Source organism: Ruegeria sp. BB1 (assembly GCF_056539465.1).
The window spans coordinates 48,658-68,834 of the sequence record NZ_JBQFVB010000014.1; the positions used below are offsets into that span (position 1 = coordinate 48,658).

Sequence of the window (20,177 nt, forward strand, 5' to 3'; positions counted from 1 at the left end):
AGCCCAGCGACAGGAGGGTCAGGAATGCCTGAACTGCAAGGCCAATGCATGTGCGGTGCGGTCACCGTCACCGCCACCCCGGCGAAGGATGCGCTGGGTGCCTGTCATTGCGACCAGTGCCGCCGCTGGACCAGTTCAATGCTGGTGAGTTTTCAAGCCGAAGAGGGGTATGCCGCCTTGGGACCGGTTAAGACCTTCGCCTCGTCCGATTGGGCCGAACGCGCCTTTTGCGCCGAATGCGGCTCGGCCTTGTGGTACCGGGTCACCGCGCCCGGCGACATGCACGGACACACAGAAATAGCAGCGGGCCTGTTCGAAGACACGGGCCACGGACTGCAACTGGAACTTTTTATCGACAAAAAGCCCAAAGGGTATGCGTTCGCAGGTGAGCGCAAGCAAATGACCAAAGCCGAGGTCGAGGCGATGTTTGCCCCCTCGGAAGAAGGAGACAGCCAATGACCAAATATGATGCCGATTGGGTACGGGCCGAAGAAGCCAAACGTGAATGGATGGCAAAAAACGGTCTCTATTCCGAGGAAGAAGAGCATTCTTCCTGTGGCGTGGGTCTTGTTGTATCCGTTGACGGCAAAGCATCACGCAAGGTTGTCGACGCCGGTATTGATGCGCTGAAAGCGATCTGGCACCGCGGCGCCGTGGATGCTGATGGCAAGACCGGCGATGGTGCGGGCATCCACGTGCAGATCCCGGTTCGTTTTTTCTATGACCAGATCCGCCGCACAGGTCATGAGCCCAATCTGGACCAGTTGATCGCTGTCGGTCAGGTGTTTCTGCCTCGTACCGATTTCGGCGCGCAGGAACAGTGCCGGACCATCGTAGAAACCGAAGTTCTGCGCATGGGATATTACATCTACGGCTGGCGTCACGTGCCGGTCGATGTGACCTGCTTGGGTGAAAAGGCCAACGCGACCCGGCCCGAGATCGAACAGATCCTGATCTCGAACTCGAAAGGTGTAGATGAAGAGACGTTCGAGCGTGAGCTGTACGTCATCCGTCGCCGTATTGAAAAAGCTGCCGCCGCTTCCGGGATTTCGGACCTGTATCTGGCGTCGCTGAGCTGCCGCTCGATCATCTATAAAGGCATGATGCTGGCTGAACAGGTCGCGGTTTTCTACCCCGACCTGATGGATGAGCGGTTCGAATCCGCCTTTGCGATCTATCACCAGCGCTATTCGACCAACACCTTCCCGCAATGGTGGTTGGCGCAACCGTTCCGGATGCTGGCCCATAATGGTGAAATCAACACCCTGAAGGGCAACGTCAACTGGATGAAAAGTCATGAGATCCGCATGGCCAGTGGCACCTTTGGCGACTATGCCGAAGACATCAAGCCGATCATCGCGGGTGGATCGTCGGATTCGGCCGCATTAGACTCGGTTTTCGAGGTTCTGGTGCGCGCGGGCCGCTCGGCCCCGATGGCGAAAACCATGCTGGTGCCGGAAAGTTGGTCCAAGCAGGCGGTGGAACTGCCGCAGGCCTGGCGTGACATGTATTCCTACTGCAACTCGGTGATGGAGCCGTGGGACGGTCCCGCCGCGCTGGCGATGACCGATGGCCGCTGGGTCTGTGCCGGTCTGGACCGGAACGGGTTGCGCCCGATGCGCTATGTGGTGACGGGCGATGGTCTGGTGATTGCGGGCTCTGAGGCTGGTATGGTGCCGATTGATGAGGCCACTGTGACCGAAAAAGGCGCGCTGGGTCCGGGGCAGATGCTGGCTGTGGATATGAAGAAGGGCAAGCTGTTCCGTGACAAGCAAATCAAGGACAAGCTGGCGCGCGCCCTGCCGTTCGGCGACTGGGTCGGCAAAATCAACGATCTGGACACTACGCTGGGCAGTGTAACCGAACAGCCCTTGTTTAGGGGTGAGGAACTGCGCAAGCGTCAGATCGCGGCTGGATATTCGATCGAAGAACTTGAGCAGATCCTTGCACCCATGGCCGAGGACGGCAAAGAGGCTTTGGCCTCGATGGGGGATGACACGCCTTCGGCTGTGCTGTCAAAGCAGTACCGTCCGCTGAGCCATTTCTTCCGGCAGAATTTCAGCCAGGTGACCAACCCGCCCATCGACAGCTTGCGCGAATACCGCGTGATGTCGTTGAAGACGCGGTTCGGGAACCTCAAGAACGTGCTGGACGAGGACAGTAGCCAGACCGAGATCATCGTTCTGGAAAGCCCTTTTGTCGGCAACGCTCAGTGGGAAATTCTGGCCGAAAACTTCAACGCGCCGCTGGCTGAGATCGATTGCAGCTTTGAACCCGGTGAGGGCGCGCTGGACCGCGCTTTGATCCGTATTAGAGCCGAAGCGGAAGAGGCCGTGCGTTCTGGTGCAGGGCATCTGGTGCTGACCGATCAGTATTCCGGGCCGGACAAAGTGGCGATGCCGATGATCCTGGCAACAAGCGCGGTACACAGCCATCTGACACGTCAGGGTCTGCGGACCTTCAGCTCGCTCAACGTGCGGTCGGCGGAATGTATCGACCCGCACTATTTTGCCGTGTTGATTGGCTGTGGCGCGACGGTTGTGAACGCCTACCTGGCCGAGGATTCGCTGGCCGACCGCATTGAACGTGGCCTGCTGGATGGCTCGCTGACGGAAAATGTAGCCCGCTATCGCGAGGCAATTGATCAGGGTCTTCTCAAGATCATGGCCAAGATGGGTATCTCGGTTGTCTCCTCTTACCGCGGCGGACTGAATTTCGAAGCCGTGGGTCTGAGCCGCGCCATGGTGGCCGAGTATTTCCCAGGCATGATCAGCCGTATCTCGGGCATCGGGATTCACGGCATCCGCGTCAAAGCCGAAGAAATTCACGCCAAGGGCTGGGACAGCGGTCTGGATGTGCTGCCCATCGGCGGTTTCTACAAAGCACGCAAGTCGGGTGAGACTCACGCGTGGGAAGCAACCTCGATGCATATGATGCAGATGGCCTGTAATAGGGCCTCATATGAATTGTGGAAGCAGTATTCGGCCAAGATGCAGTCGAACCCGCCGATCCATCTGCGCGACCTGATGGATTTCAAACCCATGGGCAAACCGGTGCCGATCGAAGAGGTGGAATCGATCACCTCGATTCGCAAACGCTTTGTCACGCCGGGCATGTCGCTGGGTGCACTCAGCCCCGAGGCGCACAAGACGCTAAACGTGGCGATGAACCGGATCGGTGCGAAATCCGACTCGGGCGAGGGTGGTGAAGATCCGGCCCATTTCGTACCGGAACCCAATGGCGACAATCCGTCAGCCAAGATCAAACAGGTGGCGTCGGGCCGGTTCGGTGTAACCGCCGAGTACCTAAATCAATGTGAAGAGCTGGAGATCAAGGTCGCCCAAGGTGCGAAACCGGGTGAGGGTGGTCAGCTGCCGGGCATGAAGGTCACCGACCTGATCGCGCGTCTGCGCCATTCGACCAAGGGCGTGACGCTGATCTCGCCGCCGCCGCACCACGATATCTACTCGATCGAGGATCTGGCGCAGCTGATCTATGATCTGAAACAGATCAACCCGCGCTGCAAGGTGACGGTGAAACTGGTGGCGTCTTCGGGCGTTGGCACGATTGCCGCCGGTGTGGCCAAGGCCAAGGCGGATGTGATCCTGATCTCGGGCCACAACGGTGGTACAGGTGCGTCGCCCGCGACGTCGATCAAATATGCCGGTTTGCCGTGGGAGATGGGCCTGACCGAGGCGCATCAAGTTCTGGCAATGAATAACCTGCGTGACCGTGTCACCCTGCGGACCGATGGTGGTCTGCGGACCGGTCGCGATATCGTCATGGCTGCGATGATGGGGGCCGAAGAATACGGCATCGGCACTGCCGCCCTGATCGCGATGGGCTGTATCATGGTGCGTCAGTGCCAGTCGAACACCTGCCCCGTCGGTGTCTGTACGCAGGACGAGGACCTGCGCGCCAAATTCACCGGCAACGCAGACAAGGTGGTGAACCTGATCACCTTCTATGCGCAGGAAGTACGCGAGCTTCTGGCCAGCCTCGGCGCGCGTTCGATTGATGAAATCATCGGCCGGGCCGACCTGTTGGCGCAGGTCAGCCGTGGATCGGCGCATCTGGACGATCTCGACCTCAACCCGCTGCTGATCACCGTCGATGGCGCGCATGATATCGTCTACAACCGCGACAAGGACCGTAACGCGGTGCCGGATACGCTGGACGCTGAAATCGTGCGGGATGCCGCGCGGTTCCTGAAAGACGGCGAGAAAATGCAGCTGTCCTATGCGGTGCAGAACACGCACCGGACTGTGGGCACCCGCGTCTCGAGCCATATCGTGCAGAACTTTGGCATGCGGAACACGTTCCAGTCCGATCACCTGCACGTCAAACTGCAGGGCTCGGCTGGTCAGTCGCTGGGGGCTTTTGCAGCACCCGGTCTGAAGCTGGAAGTGTCGGGTGACGCCAATGACTATGTCGGCAAGGGTTTGTCGGGTGGTACCATCGTCGTGCGTCCGCCACAGGTCAGCCCGCTGAAGGCGGATGACAACACCATCATCGGCAACACCGTCCTGTACGGCGCCACCGATGGCCACCTGTTTGCCGCAGGTCGCGCGGGCGAGCGATTCGCGGTGCGCAACTCGGGCGCGAAGGTTGTGATCGAGGGCTGCGGTTCGAACGGGTGTGAATACATGACCGGCGGAATCGCGGTGATCCTGGGTGATATTGGTGCCAACTTTGGCGCGGGCATGACCGGCGGTATGGCCTATCTGTACGACCCGGAAGGCAAGGCGCAGGCGCTGATGAACATGGAAACGCTGGTGACCTGCCCGGTGACCGTCGACCATTGGGAAGATCAGCTGAAATCGCTGATCGAATCCCATCAGGCCGAAACCTTCAGCCGCAAGGCCGCCGACATTCTGCAGCATTGGGATGTTGAAAAGGCCAACTTCTTGCAGGTTTGCCCAAAAGAGATGCTGAACAAGCTCAGCCACCCTCTGACCACCGAAGCAACGGCTGTTCCGGCTGAATAACAGGTTGCAACAGACCAGACCCAAACCCGCGCGCCAATTGGCAGCGCGGGTTTTCTTATACCTCTATTCCGACAACACCCGTTTCAAACGCGCGCCCAACGTCGTATAGCTGTGACATGGCAAAAGCAGCAGTCCGCAAAAAAAGCGGTAAGAAAAAAAAGGCATCCAAAGCCAAAACCCCACTGATGCAACGGCTTCGCCGATGGGTCAGTCGTGGCTTGTTGGCGGCCGTTGTGTTCGTCGTTGCATTGGTCGTTTTGTATTCGGTGGTGAACCCGCCCGTGACCCACACGATCTGGTCTGAATGGCGCCGGCTGGGCAAGGTCGAGCGTGACTGGGTCCCGATAGAAGAGATCTCGCCCGTCATGGCCCGCGCGGTTGTCGCGGCCGAGGATGCGAATTTCTGCCAACACTGGGGCTTTGACGTGGAGGCAATTCGCGATGCGCTGGAAGATGGCGGATCACGCGGGGCGTCGACCATTACCCAGCAGGTGGTGAAAAACGTATTCCTGTGGCAGGGCCGCAGCTGGGTGCGTAAAGCGCTGGAAACTTCGATCACGCCGGTTGTCGAGATCTTCTGGAGCAAACAGCGTATTCTCGAGGTCTATCTGAACGTCGCTGAAACCGGACAGGGCGTATTTGGGGTCGAAGCGGCGGCTCAAAGCAATTTCAACGTATCCGCTGCCCGGCTGAGTCCGGTTCAGGCGGCCCGGATCGCGGCGATTTTGCCCTCACCCCGCAATCGCTCGGTCACTGATCCGTCAGTGCGGACGCGCAGACGGGCCGCGTCGATCCTGGATGGAGCGGCCACCATCCGCGCAGATGGTCGCGCGGATTGTTTCGAGGATTGAAACTCAACACCCCTCAAGGCTAAAGCTGGGGGGTATACACTGGTTCGATTGGAAGCTCATGGCGCGTTTGTTTCACGTTCCCCTGTCCCCTTATTGCCGCAAGGTTCGTCTGTCTTTGGCGGAAAAGAAGATCGAGGTTGAGCTGGTCGAAGAGAAATACTGGGAGAAAGACCCGGATTTCCTGCGCCGCAACCCTGCCGGAAAGGTGCCGGTGTTGCGACTGGACGGGCAGGTGATGGCGGAAAGCGCGGCGATTTGTGAATATATCGAGGAAACGCGTCCGGAGCCTGCGTTGATGCCGAAAACACCCGAAAGCCGGTACGAAGTGCGGCGTCTGGTGGGATGGTTCGATGATAAGTTCCACCACGAGGTGACTTCGAAACTGCTGTATGAACGGGTGAACAAGAAAGTCACCGGTGAAGGCTATCCGGACAGCAAGAACGTCAAGGAAGGCGCGCGGGCAATCAAATATCATCTGGACTACATGGCCTGGCTTTTGGATCACCGCCGTTGGCTTGCGGGGGATCAGATGACATTGGCCGATTTTGCCGCTGCAGCACATTTGTCAGCGCTGGATTATATCTCGGACGTGGACTGGAATAGATCGCAAGCGGTGAAAGACTGGTATGCCAAGATCAAGTCACGCCCCGCGTTTCGGTCGATTCTTGCGGATCAGGTGCCTGGATTCCGACCCCCTGCGCATTACGCCGATCTGGATTTCTGATAGGGTAGAACAAGGGCTGTCTGCCCCTTTTTGGCCCTATAGGCCAATTCACCCCCAAGGATATTTTTAGCCAGATGAAGAGCGGATCGGATCTAAAGGAAAAGTTGGTGGCGCAGGCACTGAGCGAGGGCTTTGTGTCTTGCCGGATCTGTCGACCCTGGGATGTACCGCAGGTGCCGTCACGGCTGGAGGCATTTCTTCAGGCTGAATATCATGGGCAAATGGGATGGATGGCTGAGCGTACCCATTGGCGGGGTGATCCGGCGGCCCTGTGGCCCGAGGCGCGGTCGGTGATCATGCTGGCCGAAAGCTATGCGCCCGAGCATGATCCGACTGATATACTGGATCATCCAGACAGGGCGGCGATCTCTGTCTATGCGCAGAACAAGGATTATCATGATCTGGTCAAGAAACGGTTGAAGCGGCTGGCGCGCTGGCTGATTGCCGAATGCGGCGGAGAAGTTAAGGTCTTTGTTGATACCGCGCCTGTTCCAGAGAAGGCGTTAGGCCATGCCGCAGGGCTGGGTTGGCAGGGGAAACATACCAACCTTGTCAGCCGAGATTGGGGAAATTGGGCCTTTATAGGCTCTGTTTTCACGACATTGGACTTGCCGGTCGACGTGGCCGAAACCGATCATTGTGGAAAATGCCGGGCTTGTTTGGATTCATGCCCAACGGATGCGTTTCCGGCCCCGTATCAGTTGGATGCGCGGCGCTGCATTTCGTATCTGACAATCGAACATAAAGGTCCGATTGAGGAAGACCTGCGCGGCAAGCTGGGCAATCGGATTTACGGTTGCGACGATTGTCTGGCAGCCTGTCCGTGGAACAAATTCGCCGTTGCGGCCAGCGATGTCCGGTACGCCGCACGGGACGATCTGAAAGCGCCACCCCTGGCGGAGCTGGCGGTATTGGACGATGCCGCGTTTCGGGCGAAGTTTTCCGGGTCGCCCATCAAACGGATCGGGCGCGATCGGTTCGTGCGTAATGTTCTGTATGCCATCGGCAATTCGGGAATGGCTTCGTTGCGACCGGTGGCGCAAGGATTGGTGGAAGATCCAGACCCAACGGTGGCAGATGCCGCGCGCTGGGCGGTCGAACAACTGGCGTAAGTGCCGCAAACAGGCTGGACGTGTCGGTCCAAACCGCTACACCCATCAGCAGCGAACAGGAAGGAGAACCCGATGGCGCTGGCTTTGGGGGTGGATACGGGTGGAACATACACCGACGCGGTGCTGATCCGGGATGAGCGTGAGGTGATCGCCTCGGCCAAGTCCCTGACCACGCGAGCTGATCTGGCGATCGGTGTGGGTAAGGCTATTCAGGCGGTTCTGGATGCGGCGCAGGTGGCACCGGGGCAGATTTCCATGGCGTCCTTGTCGACCACACTGGCCACGAATGCGCTCGTTGAAGGGCAGGGTGGACGGGTTGCGTTAATCTACATCGGGTTCAAGGATGGCGATCTGGATAAGCACGGATTGCGGGATGCGCTGAAGGGCGATCCGGCGCTGGTAATTTCCGGGGGTCACACCCATGCCGGGGGAGAGACCACGCCGTTGGATGTGACCGCGTTGGACGCATTTTTAGACTCTCATAAAGGCATATCTGGCTTTGCGGTGGCCTCGCAATTTGCCACCCGCAACCCCGCACATGAGCTGGAGGCCGCACGGATCATCACCGACAGGACCGGCGCACCGGTGACATGCTCACATCATCTGTCAGCCAAATTGAACGGCCCGAAACGGGCGGTGACGGCGGTATTGAACGCCCGTTTGATCGGGATGATCGACCGGTTAATCGGGCGCGCACAGGATCGGTTGCTGGAATTGGGCATCACCGCGCCGATGATGGTTGTGCGTGGAGATGGTGCGTTGATGAGTGCCGAACAGGCAAGGGAACGCCCGATTGAGACCATCCTCAGCGGACCTGCTGCGTCTATCGTCGGAGCCAGTTGGCTGACCGGGGCAGAGAATGCGCTGGTGTCGGATATCGGTGGAACGACCACGGATGTGGCCCTGATCCGCGATGGCAAACCTGCAATTGACCCAGCGGGCGCTCAGGTCGGCGGTTTCCGCACCATGGTTGAAGCCGTGGCGATGCGTACCCATGGTCTGGGTGGTGACAGTCAGATGCATGTGGTGACCGAAGGTTTGGGTGGCGGTGTGTTTTTGGGGCCGCGACGGGTTTTGCCGGTTTCCCTGATTGCATCTGAGGCACCAGATGTTGTCCACGCGGTTTTGGATATGCAATTGCGGTCCACAACGGTGGGCGAACATGATACCCGGTTTGCCCGCCAAGTCCCAGGCATCCACGCCGAAGGCCTGGGCGCGCGGGAAGAGGCGTTGATGGAGCGGTTGGGCAATAATGTCATGCCGCTCAGCGATCTATTGCGCACCCGGATGGAAAACGGTGCCCTGACGCGCCTGGTGGATCGCGGGATCGTTCAGGTCTCTGGCGTGACGCCTTCGGATGCCAGCCATATGTTGGGCCGGCTGGATGCGTGGGATGCGGATGCGGCGCGTAAAGCGTTGGAGATTGTCGCGCGCAAGCGTGTAGGAACCGGCGACATGTTGGCCGCATCACCGGAAAAGCTGGCGCAGATGATCGTGGACCAGTTGACCGAACAGACCGCATTGACCTTGCTAGAGAGTGCTTTTGCTGAAGAGGCCGATGACTTTGGCGTGCCCTCTGCCGATCTTGCCCGTCACGTTCTGACGCAAAAAGGGCTGGCGCGCCATCGTGGACTTTTGGCGCTGGATACAGCGTTGAATGTGGGTGTGGTGGGTCTTGGGGCCTCGGCCCCCAGCTACTACCCAGCGGTTGGGGAACGACTGCACGCCCGCATGATCCTGCCTGAACACGCGGGCGTGGCCAACGCCATCGGTGCTGTGGTCGGACGGCTGACCCTGCGCCGGTCCGGCACGGTGACATCCCCGTCCGAGGGGCGGTTCAGGGTACATCTTGAGGACGGTCCACAGGATTTCACCGAATCCGACAAGGCGCTGGACATGCTTGAATCGGTGCTGCGGGACGAGGCAGAGGGCGCTGTGCGTCAGGCCGGGGCTGCGGATATACGGGTCGTGGTTGACCGGGACATCCGCACTGCCCGTATCGAAGCGCAGGAGGTATTCGTCGAGGCTATGGTCACCGTTGAGGCCAGTGGCAGGCCCCGCGTTGCGTCGGAATAGCCCCGCAGGGGGCTACCCGTATTATTCAGCCGCGTCGCGTTTGGGCAGAACCCACCCCGCGCGCGGGAAGTGGCAAGTGTAACCGTTTGGGATACGTTCCAGGTAATCCTGATGTTCGGGCTCGGCGTCCCAGAAATCACTGACGGGCTCGACCTCGGTCACCACTTTGCCGGGCCACAGACCGCTGGCATTCACATCGGCGATCGTATCCAGCGCCACTTGTTTTTGCTCGTCATCGACAAAATAGATGGCCGAGCGATAGCTCATCCCGCGGTCATTGCCCTGACGGTTCGGCGTGGTCGGGTCGTGGATCTGAAAGAAAAACTCCAGCAATTCGCGATAGGTTATCTTGGCTGGATCGAAAAAGATCTCAATCCCTTCGGCATGGGTGCCGTGATTGCGATAGGTGGCATTGGGCACGTCACCGCCAGTATAGCCAACGCGCGTGCGCGACACGCCCGGCAATTTGCGGATCAGGTCTTGCATGCCCCAGAAACAGCCCCCGGCAAGAACGGCGCGTTGTTCGGTCATTTGATGTCCTCCACATGGATCAGGTACTCGCCATAACCTTCGGCCTCCATCTCATCGCGATGAATGAATCGCAAGGCGGCAGAGTTGATGCAGTAGCGCAGCCCGCCATGTTCACGCGGGCCGTCCGGGAACACATGTCCCAGATGGCTGTCGCCGTGTTTCGAGCGGACTTCGGTGCGGATCATACCATGGGTGGCGTCGTGAAACTCCTCCACATGCTCATGGATGATGGGCTTTGTGAAACTGGGCCAGCCGCAACCGGATTCGTATTTGTGGGTCGAGGCGAACAACGGCTCGCCCGAGACGATGTCCACGTAAATACCCGGTTCCTTGTTGCTCAGGTATTTGCCGGTGCCCGGGCGCTCAGTTCCGCTGCGCTGCGTGACGTGAAACTCTTCGGGCGACAATGCCGCGATGGCTTCGGGGGATTTAGTGAATTGGGTCATGGGTCCTCCGGTCATTAAACTTGTGGCATAATCTGGGGGCAGGGGTGCAGAATTCAAAGCCCTATTTCAGTGTCCTCGCGCAGTCGTGCAGGTGATCTGCAATCGGTTTCCGTACGTAATGAGAGCAAAGGGAGGCCATGTAATGATCAGAATGCTTCTACTAACGGCTTTGATAATGCTTGGTCGCGCCGTTCAGGCCGCGCCGCTGAGCGGAGAATTCGCGTCAATCGATGGTGGCACCATTTCGATCGCAGATTGGAGAGGACAACCGGTTCTTGTCGTCAACACTGCGTCACACTGCGGATTTACCGGACAATATGAATCTCTGCAAAAGGTGCATGAGGTTTATTCTAACCGCGGACTTGTGGTTTTGGCCGTGCCGTCAGACTCGTTCAATCAGGAGTTAGGGTCTGCTGAAGAAGTCCGGCAATTCTGCGAGTTGAATTATGGACTAACATTGCCAATGACGGATATTACGCCGGTCAGGGGTGCCGATGCCCATCTATTTTACAAGGAGGTAAAGGCGCAAACCGGGTTTGAGCCTAGTTGGAATTTTAACAAAATATTGCTCGACCCCAACGGGGAAGTCGTCGTTACATATGGTGCAAATGTGAAACCGGACTCACCAAAGCTGCTGCGTCAGGTCGAGGCTTTATTGCCCTGAGCAGGTTGGCGGGAAAGCTGCACTGCTAAAATGCCCAGTGTCGTGATCCCAACCCCGACAGCATCCAGCGGGCCTAGCTTTTCGCCCAATAGAATAGCGGCGATGGTAACGCCGAAGACCGGGTTGAGGAAATGGAAGGTCGCCGCGCGGGTGGCTCCGATCCGGTCCAGCAGCAGAACCCAGATTAGCGTGGCCAACAGGCCCGGGAACAAAGTGGTATAGGTGAAAGCCAGCGCCAGAGGCACGGTTGGGTGGATAAAGATCGTCTCGAATATGGGGGCGGCAACAAACAGAACGGCTGAGCCCACAAGCATCTGCAATCCGACTACCATCATGAAATTGCCGCCCGATGTGGCGCCGCGAATGGTCAGTGTGGCAAAAGTCAGCGCCAGCGCCCCGATACAACACAAAGCCACACCAAACAGGTCGAGGCCACCGCCGATGCGGGTGCTCATGATCAGGGCGACGCCAGCAAATCCGGCGATCAGACCCAGCACCGCAACCGGGCGCAGCTTTTCACCCAAAAACAACCATCCGGCCAAAGCGACCAGTAACGGCATGGTGGACGCGATTATAGCCGCCACCGAGGCTTCGACTGTTTGCATCGCATAGAAATTCAGACCCAAATAAAGGGCATTCTGGCAAATTCCGAACAGAATTGTAGCGCGCCACTGGGATCGGGTCAGGTGCCAGCTTTGCCCCATGGCCCGTGCGATAGCCACGCCTATCAATCCCGATATGAAGAACCGCAGTGCCAGCGAGAACAGAGGCGACGCATCGGCAACGATGATCCGGGCTGAGGTGAAAGCCGAGGACCAGATAAAAGCAAAAACCAGCCCCATGGCGATGGCGCGCAGATCCATTGAGCATCCCCCAGTCAGAACGCGGCGACTGTTTCCGAATTTCCATCAGGCCGCAAGCGCCCCTTGCCAAAAAACCACACCTTTGGGGCAAGCGTGAAAACTGCGACGTTTTTATTGATTGACCGGCCAATTAAAGATAAATGCGAAAAATCTGGCTGATTATGGGAGGTTTGTCAGTGCTTCTGGAATACATTCTGTCTTTTGGCGTCCTATTGGCTTTGGGCCTGGTCGCTTTCTTCGTAGTGAAATGGTGGAATCTGCGCTGCGTCGGTGTGACGCCTGTTCATCTGTTCACCTTCATCGCGATCCTGTTCACATCCGGTCTGGATGTCGGCCTGATCATGTTCCCGCTGACCGAGTTCGGCGGCTATGCCGAAGATCCAGCCTATGCCTTTGCCAATCCGCTGGCGATCGAGTTCGGCTTCTGGGGCTTTCTGATCTGGGCCTTCTATTTCCTAACCGCGTTCTACTTCTGCGTGATCGAACCGCGGGTCAAGTTCTTTGAGATCCCGCTGGTCAAGCTGATCAACAACGTGGTGATCATCGGCACCTGCGCCTTTACCGCCAGCCTGTTCCTGATCTACCTGCCCGGCTACCTGCCCGAGGTCGGAGACGGCGAATCCGTGGTCACCACCTTCTATGTCATCGTATTTGTGGTCATTCTGGCGGCGGCCTATTCGTCGACCGACCTGAAATACGTGCGTATCCTTTCGGTGGGCTCGACCTTTCTGTTTCTGGCGCTGATCCTTGGCATGTGGGTTGCAGCTGGCATGGGCTTTACCGGTTTTGCGGAAACCAGCAGCAATATCGGGGCCTATTTCGCCAACCTGCACAAATTCGTCCTGCCGCTGACAGACTATCACGCCTTCTACCTGTTCTGGTGGTTTGCGTGGTCGATCATGATTGGCCAGTTCACCTCGCGCTTTGTGGGTGGGTTGAAGACCTGGCAATTGCTGGCGGCACTGCTGATCTTCCCGTCGATCCCGTTGGCGATCTGGTTCACCGTTCTCTACTACTACCACCTGAACGGCATCAGCACCGCAGGCATCACCAACATCGCGATGGTGATTGTGGGCGTGACCTTTGTGATCAACTCGCTGGACTCTCTTATTAGGCTCTACACCGACAACCTGAACATGACGGTCGAGCGGTTCGGCAAGGCGATTTATGTCGCAGGCAATGTCGTGCTGCTGTTCGTGCTGACCCTGTTGTTCCAGAGCCAGTGGTTGCAGATCCAATGGATCGGAGCGGTGGTCGTCGGCCTGTACCTGGCCTGCGTGGTCTATATCCTGATCGCCAAGCGCAAAGAGGTGCTGAGCATCGACTCGATGCCCGAAGACCGCGATCTGGACTTCCACAAGGTTGAAACGGTTCACTGATCAACTTTGGCGATTAACCAAAAAACGGGCGCCAAGGCGCCCGTTGTTTCCATCGGAAAAGCAGGCAGTTTTCGCAGCTTTGCAGAGTAAGATTATTGCTTTGCGTCGGCTTGTGAAATCAAATGTGTATGCATAGCTTAAGACTATGAAAAGAATAATTCTTTTACTGCTATTCTCATTGCTTGCCTTTGCTTTTGCTTATCAGTCCTATCGATTGGCGGCTCTTGAGAGCCTGAGCGGTCGACAAACTTCCTACATTCGTTTGATTGATGAAACCGCGAAAGTTGGCTGTTTGAAGAAGCACGCTTTCGTCGAGTTTTTAACATCAAAAAACTTGCACCACTGGGTTATTGACGCCGAAAGTTCTTTAGTAAGTAGTGAAAAGCTTCCAGATGAAACAGCTTTGATAGAAGTCTTATTGAGGCCAAATCCCTTCCTTGCGCCTCCAGTTTTCACGAGGTTTTATTTTGACGAGGCGGATTGCTGGTTGCCAATTTAAGTTTTAAACAGGGTTTTGATCTTTGGGTCGAAAGAACTCATCGCAATCGAAATTGCTTCTAGTCGCTAGGTGCAAAAAAAAGCGCCCAAAATACCGGAAAGAAACAACGCATAAGAGTTGTTGAAGAGCTATGAAGCCCTACCTCGTCTGTAAGGGTGATAGGAAACTTCATGCTGGAAGAAAAACGCAAAGATCTGGACTCGGAAAAACAGAAGAAACTGCTGTTTAGGCTTGTGGATGAACTCAGCCGGTCTTCGCCGGATTTGTACTATCGCTCGACCAGTGAAATTGCCGCGTATCTCGAGGCATACATTCGTAACGGGGCAAAACTGTCTGCTGATGACAGGGCTTTGATGACCCGCCTCAACCGCCGCGATTTGGAAGTGCTGCTAAGCCTGCACTGAGAGGCAAAGAAAAAGGGCCCCCAATCGGCGGCCCTCAATCGCTTGTCCGTTTAGACTGGGATCAGCCGTTCACGCTGTCTTTCAGAGCCTTCGCGATGGTCATCTTGACCACCTTGTCGGCCTCTTTCTTGAACTGCTCGCCGGTGGCGGGGTTGCGCACCATGCGCTCGGGGCGCTCGCGGCAGTAGATTTTGCCAACACCGGGCAGGGTTACCGCACCACCAGCCGACACTTCGCGGGTGATCAGGCCGGTCACGGCCTCAAGCGCAGCGTTTGCAGCTTTCTTGTCGGTTCCCATTTCCTCAGCGAGAGCAGCAACCAGCTGAGTCTTTGTCATAGGCTTTGCCATTTCTTGGTCTCCTTAACGTGCCCGATAAATAGGGCCTCACCGCGTAACTGTAACGGGATATTGTGGGCGAACACAACGAATAGTAGCGTCGAAAACCCTAAAAATAGGGGGATTTCGTTGCTTTTTTGCTTCAGAGAAAGGCCGTTTCGTCAAATGAACGCAATTTCCGGCTGTGCAGACGCTCTAACGGCATGCCGCGCAGGTGTTCCATCGCACGGATTCCGATCGCCAGATGGCGGCTGACCTGAGTGGTATAGAACGCCGACGCCATCCCGGGAAGCTTTAATTCACCATGCAGCGGTTTGTCGGACACACACAGCAATGTGCCGTATGGAACCCGGAACCGATAGCCATTGGCGGCGATGGTGGCGCTTTCCATATCCAGCGCAATCGCGCGGGATTGGCTGAGGCGTTGGACTGGGCCGGACTGATCGCGCAGTTCCCAGTTGCGGTTGTCGACCGAGGCGACGGTACCTGTCCGCATGATCCGCTTGAGTTCATAGCCTTCCAGTTCGGTGACTTCGGCCACGGCGCGTTCCAACGCGACCTGAACCTCGGCCAGGGGCGGGATCGGCACCCAGACGGGCAGGTCGTCGTCCAGTACCTTGTCTTCGCGTAGATAGGCATGGGCCAGCACGAAATCCCCCAATGCCTGGGTGTTCCGCAATCCGGCGCAATGGCCCACCATCAACCAGGCATGCGGGCGCAGGACGGCAATATGGTCGGTGGCTGTTTTGGCGTTCGACGGCCCCACCCCGATATTGACCAGAGTAATCCCGGACCCATCCTCGCGTTTGAGGTGATAGGTCGGCATTTGCGGCAGTTTCAGGGGTTGGTCCAATGTGCCATCTGGCGAGGTGATCTCGACATTTCCGGTTGAAACAAAGCTGGTATAGCCGCTTTCCGGATCGGCCAGCTGTGATCGGGCGTAGTTTTCGAATTCGGACACATAGAACTGGTAGTTGGTGAACAACACGTGGTTCTGGAAATGGCTGGGATCGGTCGCCGTATAATGCGCCAGCCGTGCCAGCGAATAATCCACCCGTTGCGCGGTGAACAAGGCCAGCGGGCCGTGATCCCCTTCGTGATCATGAACCCCGTTAACGATGTCATCATTGGTTGTTGTCAGATCCGGCACGTCGAACACATCGCGCAGCGTAAACCCGGCTGCTCCCTGATGCGGAACCACCAGGTCGGGATTGTTAGCGACGGCAAAATGCACCGGGATCGGCGTGTCCGACGCGCCGATGGACACAGGTTGGCCGTGGTTGCGGATCAAAAGGGCGATCTGCTGCGTCAGGTAGGACCGGAACAAATCGGGCCGTGTCACCGTGGTGGCATGGGTGCCGGGTTCAGAGACGTGACCAAAGCTAAGCCGGCTGTCGACCTGAGCATAGGTCGCCGTTTTGATGCGAATTTCCGGGTAATAGGCTCTGAATCGTTCGGGCGGTGCCTCCCCTTCTATTGCCTTTGCAAAGCTGTCGCAGAGGAACTGGGTCGCCTGATCGTAAATCTCTTCCAGACGAGCCACCGCCGCCGCGGGGTCGGTGAACTTCTCGGGTGTAGGAACGTCGGGTGTTCTGATTATTGTCATGCAAGGGGTTCCAAAAGGTCGATCTTTTCAAAGGTCCGCACATCCACCAGCCCAAGGTCTGAAATCCTCAATTCGGGAATCACGACTAAGGCCAGCAGCGAGTGCTGCATATACGCGTTGTTCAACTGGCAGCCGCAGGCCTGCATCGCCGCGACCATCTGTTCTGCTTTCGCCGCCACTTCAGTCGCTGGGCTATCCGACATCAGGCCTGCAATGGGCAGTTCCACCAGTGCCAGTTCCGCGCCATCGCGGAATATAGTGATGCCGCCCCCCACCTCGGCCAAACGGTTTGCTGCCAGTGCCATCTGGTCACGGTCGGTGCCGACAACGATCATGTGGTGACTGTCATGCGCCACAGTCGAAGCCATCGCCATTTTGCCTTGATATCCAAAGCCCGAGACAAAGGCGTTTGTCACCCCCCCGGTGGCACGGTGGCGCTCGACCAGCGCGATCTGGCAGACCTCGCCTTCGCCTTCGACCAACCCGCCGATGATTGGCAGCTCGCATTTCAGCGCCTTTGTGGGGGCCTGATTTTCCACAACGCCAATCACATTGGCCTGCACACGATTGGCGCCTGCGGGGGCATTGATTTCGAAATCCGCACCGGTCAGTGCGTGCCCCAAATGTACGGTGTCGCGCGCAGTACCCGGCCAGTTCAGATGCGGGCAATCTACTGAAATTGCGCCCTTTTCGGCGGCAATCTGACCGCGGGCAATGACCATCTCGATGGGCAGCTCGGTCAGGTCCGAGCTGAGAATAATATCCGCTCGCCGTCCCGGAGTGATCGAACCGATCTCACGCTCCAACCCGAAATGGGTGGCCGTGTTGATCGTTGCCATCTGCAAGGCCACCAGCGGATCGCAACCACAAGCAATTGCATGGCGCACAACCCGATTCATGTGTCCGTCATTGACCAGGGTGCCGGAATGACAATCATCGGTACACAGGATGAAATTGCGCGGGTCCAATCCTTTATTGGTGACCGCTGTGATCTGGCTTTCCACATCAAACCAAGCCGAGCCCAGCCGCATCATCGACCGCATGCCCTGCCGCACGCGGGCAATGGCATCGGCCTCGCAAGTGCCTTCGTGATCATCCGCTGGTCCGCCGGCCACATATGCTGCAAAATCAGGCCCTAAATCAGGCGAAGCGTAATGCCCACCGACTGTTTTCCCGGCTCGCTGGGTCGCAGCGATTTCAGCAAGCATCTTCGGATCGCCGTGAATAACGCCGGGGAAATTCATCATCTCGCCCAGCCCGATGATGCCCGGCCAGTTCATGGCCTCTGCCACATCCTCAGCAGTAATTTCATAACCTGTGGTCTCAAGCCCCGGTGCCGACGGCGCACATGACGGCATCTGCGTGAAGATGTTCACCGGCTGCATCAGCGCCTCATCATGCATCATGCGCACGCCGTCTAGCCCCAGCACATTCGCAATCTCATGCGGGTCGGTGAACATCGAGGTGGTGCCATGCGGAATCACCGCACGGGCAAACTCAGCCGGGGTCAACATCCCCGATTCGATATGCATATGGGCGTCGCACAGTCCCGGCAGCATATAGCGACCATGTGCTTCGATGATCTGCGTGTCGGGGCCAATGCAATGGGACGCGTCGGACCCAACATACGCGATGCGCCCGGCGGCAATGGCAATGTCGTGATCGGGTAGGGTTTCGCGGCTATGTACATTCACCCAAGTGCCGCCGCGAATGACCAAATCCGCGGCCTCCCGTCCCGCGGCAACGGCAATCAATTTAGGGGCGACATCGGGCCAGCTTGGGAAAGGTGTGTATTCCATGGCTCAACTTTCCTGAATGCAGAGAAAGGTTCAACCCCCACCGTACAGCTGTCATGAAACCGTCACGCAGCGCGTCAGCGCTGCCGGACCCAACCAGAGGAAGTGCCGCACAGCGGCAGTGACGATGGGCGGGAGTACCCCTTATCAAGACTGCGCGTCTGCCTCCATCTCGCGGCGCAACCAATCTGCAAAAGCCAGCGCCCCCGGGGTTTCTTCGGCTTGGGGTGACAATAACAGATAATAGGCTTCGGGCATTGGAGCGCGATGGGCAAAGGGGGCCACAAGCCGCCCCTGTTCGATTAAGCCGCGTGCAATAGTGTCGTGGGTCAGGCATAGCCCCCCGCCTGCCATCGCGACGGACAGGCTGACCAAATAGGTTGTCGAGTAAGTGATAGGCGGATTTCCCCAAATTAGAGCCTGTTCTTCGGCCCAATTTGCCCAGTTTGACAGCAGATTCGAACAATCGAACAACGGCTTTAGTTGCAGCGTGTCCAGCATCACTTCATAGCCCGGCGCACAGACTGGGTAATAATAATCGGTCCGCAACAATTCCGTTCGCACCATATCGGATGGGCGCAGAGAAAATCGGATTTCCACGGCGGCCCCTTCGGCCATCTCCCGCGGCTCCCATAATTCGGTAAAAATGTTCAGTTGGACTTCTGGGTGTGCCTCGCGGAATTGCGGCAGGCGCGGGGCCAGCCAATTGACGGCAAACGTGATGTTGCTTTGCACCTGAACGGCGTTTTGCTGCGCGCCTGTGACGGCTTGCGTGCCGCGGACCAGCGTTCGAAACGCCTCGCGCACCACCGGCAGATAGGTGATGCCGGCCTCGGTCAGTTCCAGCGCGCGCGGGCGGCGCAGGAACAGGGGCTGGCCCAGATATCCCTCCAACGATTTGATCTGCTGGCTGACCGCGCTTTGGGTCATGTTCAGGTCGCGGGCAGCGCCGGTGAAGGACAAGTGGCGCGCAGCGGCTTCAAACGTGCGTAACCACCCCAGCGGAGGAAGCTGTTTCTGCATTCGCATAATCCTGCCATTAGCTCAACTTATGAATTAGGACTGTTTTTTTCGTTGGTCAATTTTTTAAAGCGCAGGCAGGCTTTTCCGCAGCCCTAACTACCCTATCGGAGCCCGCAATGGCCATCACAAACCTGCGCCCCAATATCGACCACTGGGAGGACCGCGTAGATCTTGCCGCCACCTTTCGTTGGACAGAACGTCTGAACATGCATGAAGGCGTCGCCAATCATTTCAGTCTGGCAGTGAATGATGATGGCACGCAGTTTCTGATGAATGCCAATCAGATGCATTTTGCCCGTATCAAGGCCTCGAATCTGTTGCTGCTGGATGCCAATGACCCGAACGTCATGTCTCAGCCCGGTGCGCCTGACCCAACCGCGTGGGGATTGCATGGCTCGATCCACCGCCATTGCCCGCATGCGCGCTGTGTGATGCATGTGCATTCGATCTTTGCCACCGTTCTGGCCTCGCTGGCCGACAGTCGCCTGCCGCCGATCGATCAGAATACGGCCACCTTCTACAATCGCTATGTGGTGGATAACGAATTTGGTGGTCTGGCCTTTGAAAGCGAAGGTGAGCGCTGCGCGTCAATGCTGTCGGATCCGCAGAAGAAGGTCATGATCATGGGCAACCATGGCGTGTTGGTGATCGGAAGCGATCCCGCGGATGCGTTCAACCGGTTGTACTATTTCGAACGCGCGGCCGAAACGTATATCCGTGCGCTGCAAACCGGCCAGCCGTTGCGCGTGTTGTCGGATGAGATTGCCGAAAAGACGGCACAGGAACTGGACGAGTATCCCCACCAGGCCGATGCGCATCTGCGTGAAATCAAGGCTCTGCTGGATGCCGATGGCTCAGACTACGCCTCATAAAGGGTA

General features: G+C 57.6%; 18 protein-coding genes. 11 read left to right on the top strand and 7 right to left on the bottom strand.

What is annotated here, in order from left to right:
- Positions 1 to 24 precede the first annotated feature (24 nt).
- The 6 genes from ACR0AL_RS20465 to ACR0AL_RS20490 all read left to right on the top strand — a co-directional run bounded on the left by ACR0AL_RS20465 (position 25) and on the right by ACR0AL_RS20490 (position 9,751).
- Positions 25 to 459, top strand: coding sequence for a GFA family protein (locus ACR0AL_RS20465; protein ID WP_170376655.1), 435 nt, complete (start codon positions 25 to 27; stop codon positions 457 to 459).
- Entirely contained in the window at positions 456 to 4,988 is a 4,533-nt protein-coding gene (gltB, locus tag ACR0AL_RS20470; protein WP_480664470.1) for a glutamate synthase large subunit, read from the top strand. Before ACR0AL_RS20465 ends, gltB begins: the two co-directional genes overlap by 4 nt.
- Positions 4,989 to 5,104: 116 nt before the next feature.
- Positions 5,105 to 5,839 (top strand): monofunctional biosynthetic peptidoglycan transglycosylase, encoded by a 735-nt coding sequence (gene mtgA / locus ACR0AL_RS20475; RefSeq protein ID WP_170361165.1) that lies wholly within the window; start codon positions 5,105 to 5,107, stop codon positions 5,837 to 5,839.
- Between the two features lie 58 nt (positions 5,840 to 5,897).
- Positions 5,898 to 6,563, top strand: coding sequence for an FtsZ-binding protein FzlA (gene fzlA, locus ACR0AL_RS20480; RefSeq protein ID WP_170349481.1), 666 nt, complete (start codon positions 5,898 to 5,900; stop codon positions 6,561 to 6,563).
- Between the two features lie 74 nt (positions 6,564 to 6,637).
- A complete protein-coding gene (gene queG / locus ACR0AL_RS20485) occupies positions 6,638 to 7,675 on the top strand; it encodes a tRNA epoxyqueuosine(34) reductase QueG (RefSeq protein WP_480649351.1) in 1,038 nt (345 codons plus the stop codon).
- A gap of 72 nt (positions 7,676 to 7,747) precedes the next feature.
- Complete coding sequence (locus ACR0AL_RS20490; protein WP_170361172.1) at positions 7,748 to 9,751, top strand: hydantoinase/oxoprolinase family protein; 2,004 nt, start codon at positions 7,748 to 7,750, stop codon at positions 9,749 to 9,751.
- 21 nt (positions 9,752 to 9,772) lie between these two features.
- On the opposite strand, the gene msrA is transcribed toward ACR0AL_RS20490, so the two are convergent.
- Both msrA and msrB read right to left on the bottom strand, forming a co-directional pair.
- A complete protein-coding gene (gene msrA, locus ACR0AL_RS20495; RefSeq protein WP_170349476.1) occupies positions 9,773 to 10,282 on the bottom strand; it encodes a peptide-methionine (S)-S-oxide reductase MsrA in 510 nt (169 codons plus the stop codon).
- On the bottom strand, positions 10,279 to 10,728 hold the full coding sequence (gene msrB / locus ACR0AL_RS20500) for a peptide-methionine (R)-S-oxide reductase MsrB (RefSeq protein WP_170349474.1): 450 nt from the start codon (positions 10,726 to 10,728) through the stop codon (positions 10,279 to 10,281). The genes msrA and msrB overlap by 4 nt, the downstream gene beginning before the upstream one ends.
- Before the next feature lie 142 nt (positions 10,729 to 10,870).
- On the opposite strand from msrB, the gene ACR0AL_RS20505 reads away from it, so the two are divergent.
- Positions 10,871 to 11,392: a glutathione peroxidase gene (locus ACR0AL_RS20505; protein ID WP_480649347.1), complete on the top strand. Its 522-nt coding sequence runs from the start codon at positions 10,871 to 10,873 to the stop codon at positions 11,390 to 11,392.
- Here ACR0AL_RS20505 and ACR0AL_RS20510 read toward each other — a convergent pair.
- A complete protein-coding gene (locus tag ACR0AL_RS20510; RefSeq protein ID WP_480664472.1) occupies positions 11,368 to 12,255 on the bottom strand; it encodes a DMT family transporter in 888 nt (295 codons plus the stop codon). The genes ACR0AL_RS20505 and ACR0AL_RS20510 overlap by 25 nt on opposite strands.
- A gap of 161 nt (positions 12,256 to 12,416) precedes the next feature.
- Here ACR0AL_RS20510 and ACR0AL_RS20515 point away from each other — a divergent pair, with 161 nt between their 5' ends.
- The 3 genes from ACR0AL_RS20515 (at position 12,417) to ACR0AL_RS20525 (ending at position 14,537) form a co-directional block, all read left to right on the top strand.
- Complete coding sequence (locus ACR0AL_RS20515; RefSeq protein ID WP_437436467.1) at positions 12,417 to 13,634, top strand: BCCT family transporter; 1,218 nt, start codon at positions 12,417 to 12,419, stop codon at positions 13,632 to 13,634.
- Between the two features lie 145 nt (positions 13,635 to 13,779).
- A complete protein-coding gene (locus tag ACR0AL_RS20520) occupies positions 13,780 to 14,133 on the top strand; it encodes a hypothetical protein (RefSeq protein ID WP_480649344.1) in 354 nt (117 codons plus the stop codon).
- Between the two features lie 170 nt (positions 14,134 to 14,303).
- The gene (locus ACR0AL_RS20525) at positions 14,304 to 14,537 is read left to right on the top strand and encodes a hypothetical protein (RefSeq protein WP_480664474.1); all 234 of its coding nucleotides are present in this window, start codon (positions 14,304 to 14,306) and stop codon (positions 14,535 to 14,537) included.
- A 61-nt stretch (positions 14,538 to 14,598) separates the two neighbouring features.
- Here the strand turns inward: ACR0AL_RS20525 and ACR0AL_RS20530 are convergent, their stop codons facing one another.
- The 4 genes from ACR0AL_RS20530 to ACR0AL_RS20545 form a co-directional block, all read right to left on the bottom strand.
- Positions 14,599 to 14,886, bottom strand: a complete 288-nt coding sequence (locus ACR0AL_RS20530; RefSeq protein ID WP_170349467.1) for an HU family DNA-binding protein — start codon at positions 14,884 to 14,886, stop codon at positions 14,599 to 14,601.
- Positions 14,887 to 15,016: 130 nt separating this feature from the next.
- Entirely contained in the window at positions 15,017 to 16,480 is a 1,464-nt protein-coding gene (locus ACR0AL_RS20535; RefSeq protein ID WP_170349465.1) for an AMP nucleosidase, read from the bottom strand.
- Positions 16,477 to 18,279: an adenine deaminase gene (ade, locus tag ACR0AL_RS20540; protein ID WP_170349462.1), complete on the bottom strand. Its 1,803-nt coding sequence runs from the start codon at positions 18,277 to 18,279 to the stop codon at positions 16,477 to 16,479. Before ade ends, ACR0AL_RS20535 begins: the two co-directional genes overlap by 4 nt.
- 144 nt (positions 18,280 to 18,423) lie before the next feature.
- Positions 18,424 to 19,299 carry a LysR family transcriptional regulator gene (locus tag ACR0AL_RS20545; RefSeq protein WP_170349460.1) on the bottom strand — a complete coding sequence of 292 codons (876 nt, stop codon included), beginning with the start codon at positions 19,297 to 19,299 and terminating at the stop codon, positions 18,424 to 18,426.
- 116 nt (positions 19,300 to 19,415) lie between these two features.
- Here ACR0AL_RS20545 and ACR0AL_RS20550 point away from each other — a divergent pair, with 116 nt between their 5' ends.
- Positions 19,416 to 20,171, top strand: coding sequence for a class II aldolase and adducin N-terminal domain-containing protein (locus ACR0AL_RS20550; protein WP_480664476.1), 756 nt, complete (start codon positions 19,416 to 19,418; stop codon positions 20,169 to 20,171).
- Positions 20,172 to 20,177: the final 6 nt, after the last annotated feature.

Coding starts and splice junctions, on each gene's coding strand:
- ACR0AL_RS20465 (WP_170376655.1), top strand. CDS start 25: ATGCCTGAACTGCAAGGCCAATGCATGTGCGGTGCGGTCACCGTCACC.
- gltB (WP_480664470.1), top strand. CDS start 456: ATGACCAAATATGATGCCGATTGGGTACGGGCCGAAGAAGCCAAACGT.
- mtgA (WP_170361165.1), top strand. CDS start 5,105: ATGGCAAAAGCAGCAGTCCGCAAAAAAAGCGGTAAGAAAAAAAAGGCA.
- fzlA (WP_170349481.1), top strand. CDS start 5,898: ATGGCGCGTTTGTTTCACGTTCCCCTGTCCCCTTATTGCCGCAAGGTT.
- queG (WP_480649351.1), top strand. CDS start 6,638: ATGAAGAGCGGATCGGATCTAAAGGAAAAGTTGGTGGCGCAGGCACTG.
- ACR0AL_RS20490 (WP_170361172.1), top strand. CDS start 7,748: ATGGCGCTGGCTTTGGGGGTGGATACGGGTGGAACATACACCGACGCG.
- msrA (WP_170349476.1), bottom strand. CDS start 10,282: ATGACCGAACAACGCGCCGTTCTTGCCGGGGGCTGTTTCTGGGGCATG.
- msrB (WP_170349474.1), bottom strand. CDS start 10,728: ATGACCCAATTCACTAAATCCCCCGAAGCCATCGCGGCATTGTCGCCC.
- ACR0AL_RS20505 (WP_480649347.1), top strand. CDS start 10,871: ATGATCAGAATGCTTCTACTAACGGCTTTGATAATGCTTGGTCGCGCC.
- ACR0AL_RS20510 (WP_480664472.1), bottom strand. CDS start 12,255: ATGGATCTGCGCGCCATCGCCATGGGGCTGGTTTTTGCTTTTATCTGG.
- ACR0AL_RS20515 (WP_437436467.1), top strand. CDS start 12,417: ATGGGAGGTTTGTCAGTGCTTCTGGAATACATTCTGTCTTTTGGCGTC.
- ACR0AL_RS20520 (WP_480649344.1), top strand. CDS start 13,780: ATGAAAAGAATAATTCTTTTACTGCTATTCTCATTGCTTGCCTTTGCT.
- ACR0AL_RS20525 (WP_480664474.1), top strand. CDS start 14,304: ATGCTGGAAGAAAAACGCAAAGATCTGGACTCGGAAAAACAGAAGAAA.
- ACR0AL_RS20530 (WP_170349467.1), bottom strand. CDS start 14,886: ATGGCAAAGCCTATGACAAAGACTCAGCTGGTTGCTGCTCTCGCTGAG.
- ACR0AL_RS20535 (WP_170349465.1), bottom strand. CDS start 16,480: ATGACAATAATCAGAACACCCGACGTTCCTACACCCGAGAAGTTCACC.
- ade (WP_170349462.1), bottom strand. CDS start 18,279: ATGGAATACACACCTTTCCCAAGCTGGCCCGATGTCGCCCCTAAATTG.
- ACR0AL_RS20545 (WP_170349460.1), bottom strand. CDS start 19,299: ATGCAGAAACAGCTTCCTCCGCTGGGGTGGTTACGCACGTTTGAAGCC.
- ACR0AL_RS20550 (WP_480664476.1), top strand. CDS start 19,416: ATGGCCATCACAAACCTGCGCCCCAATATCGACCACTGGGAGGACCGC.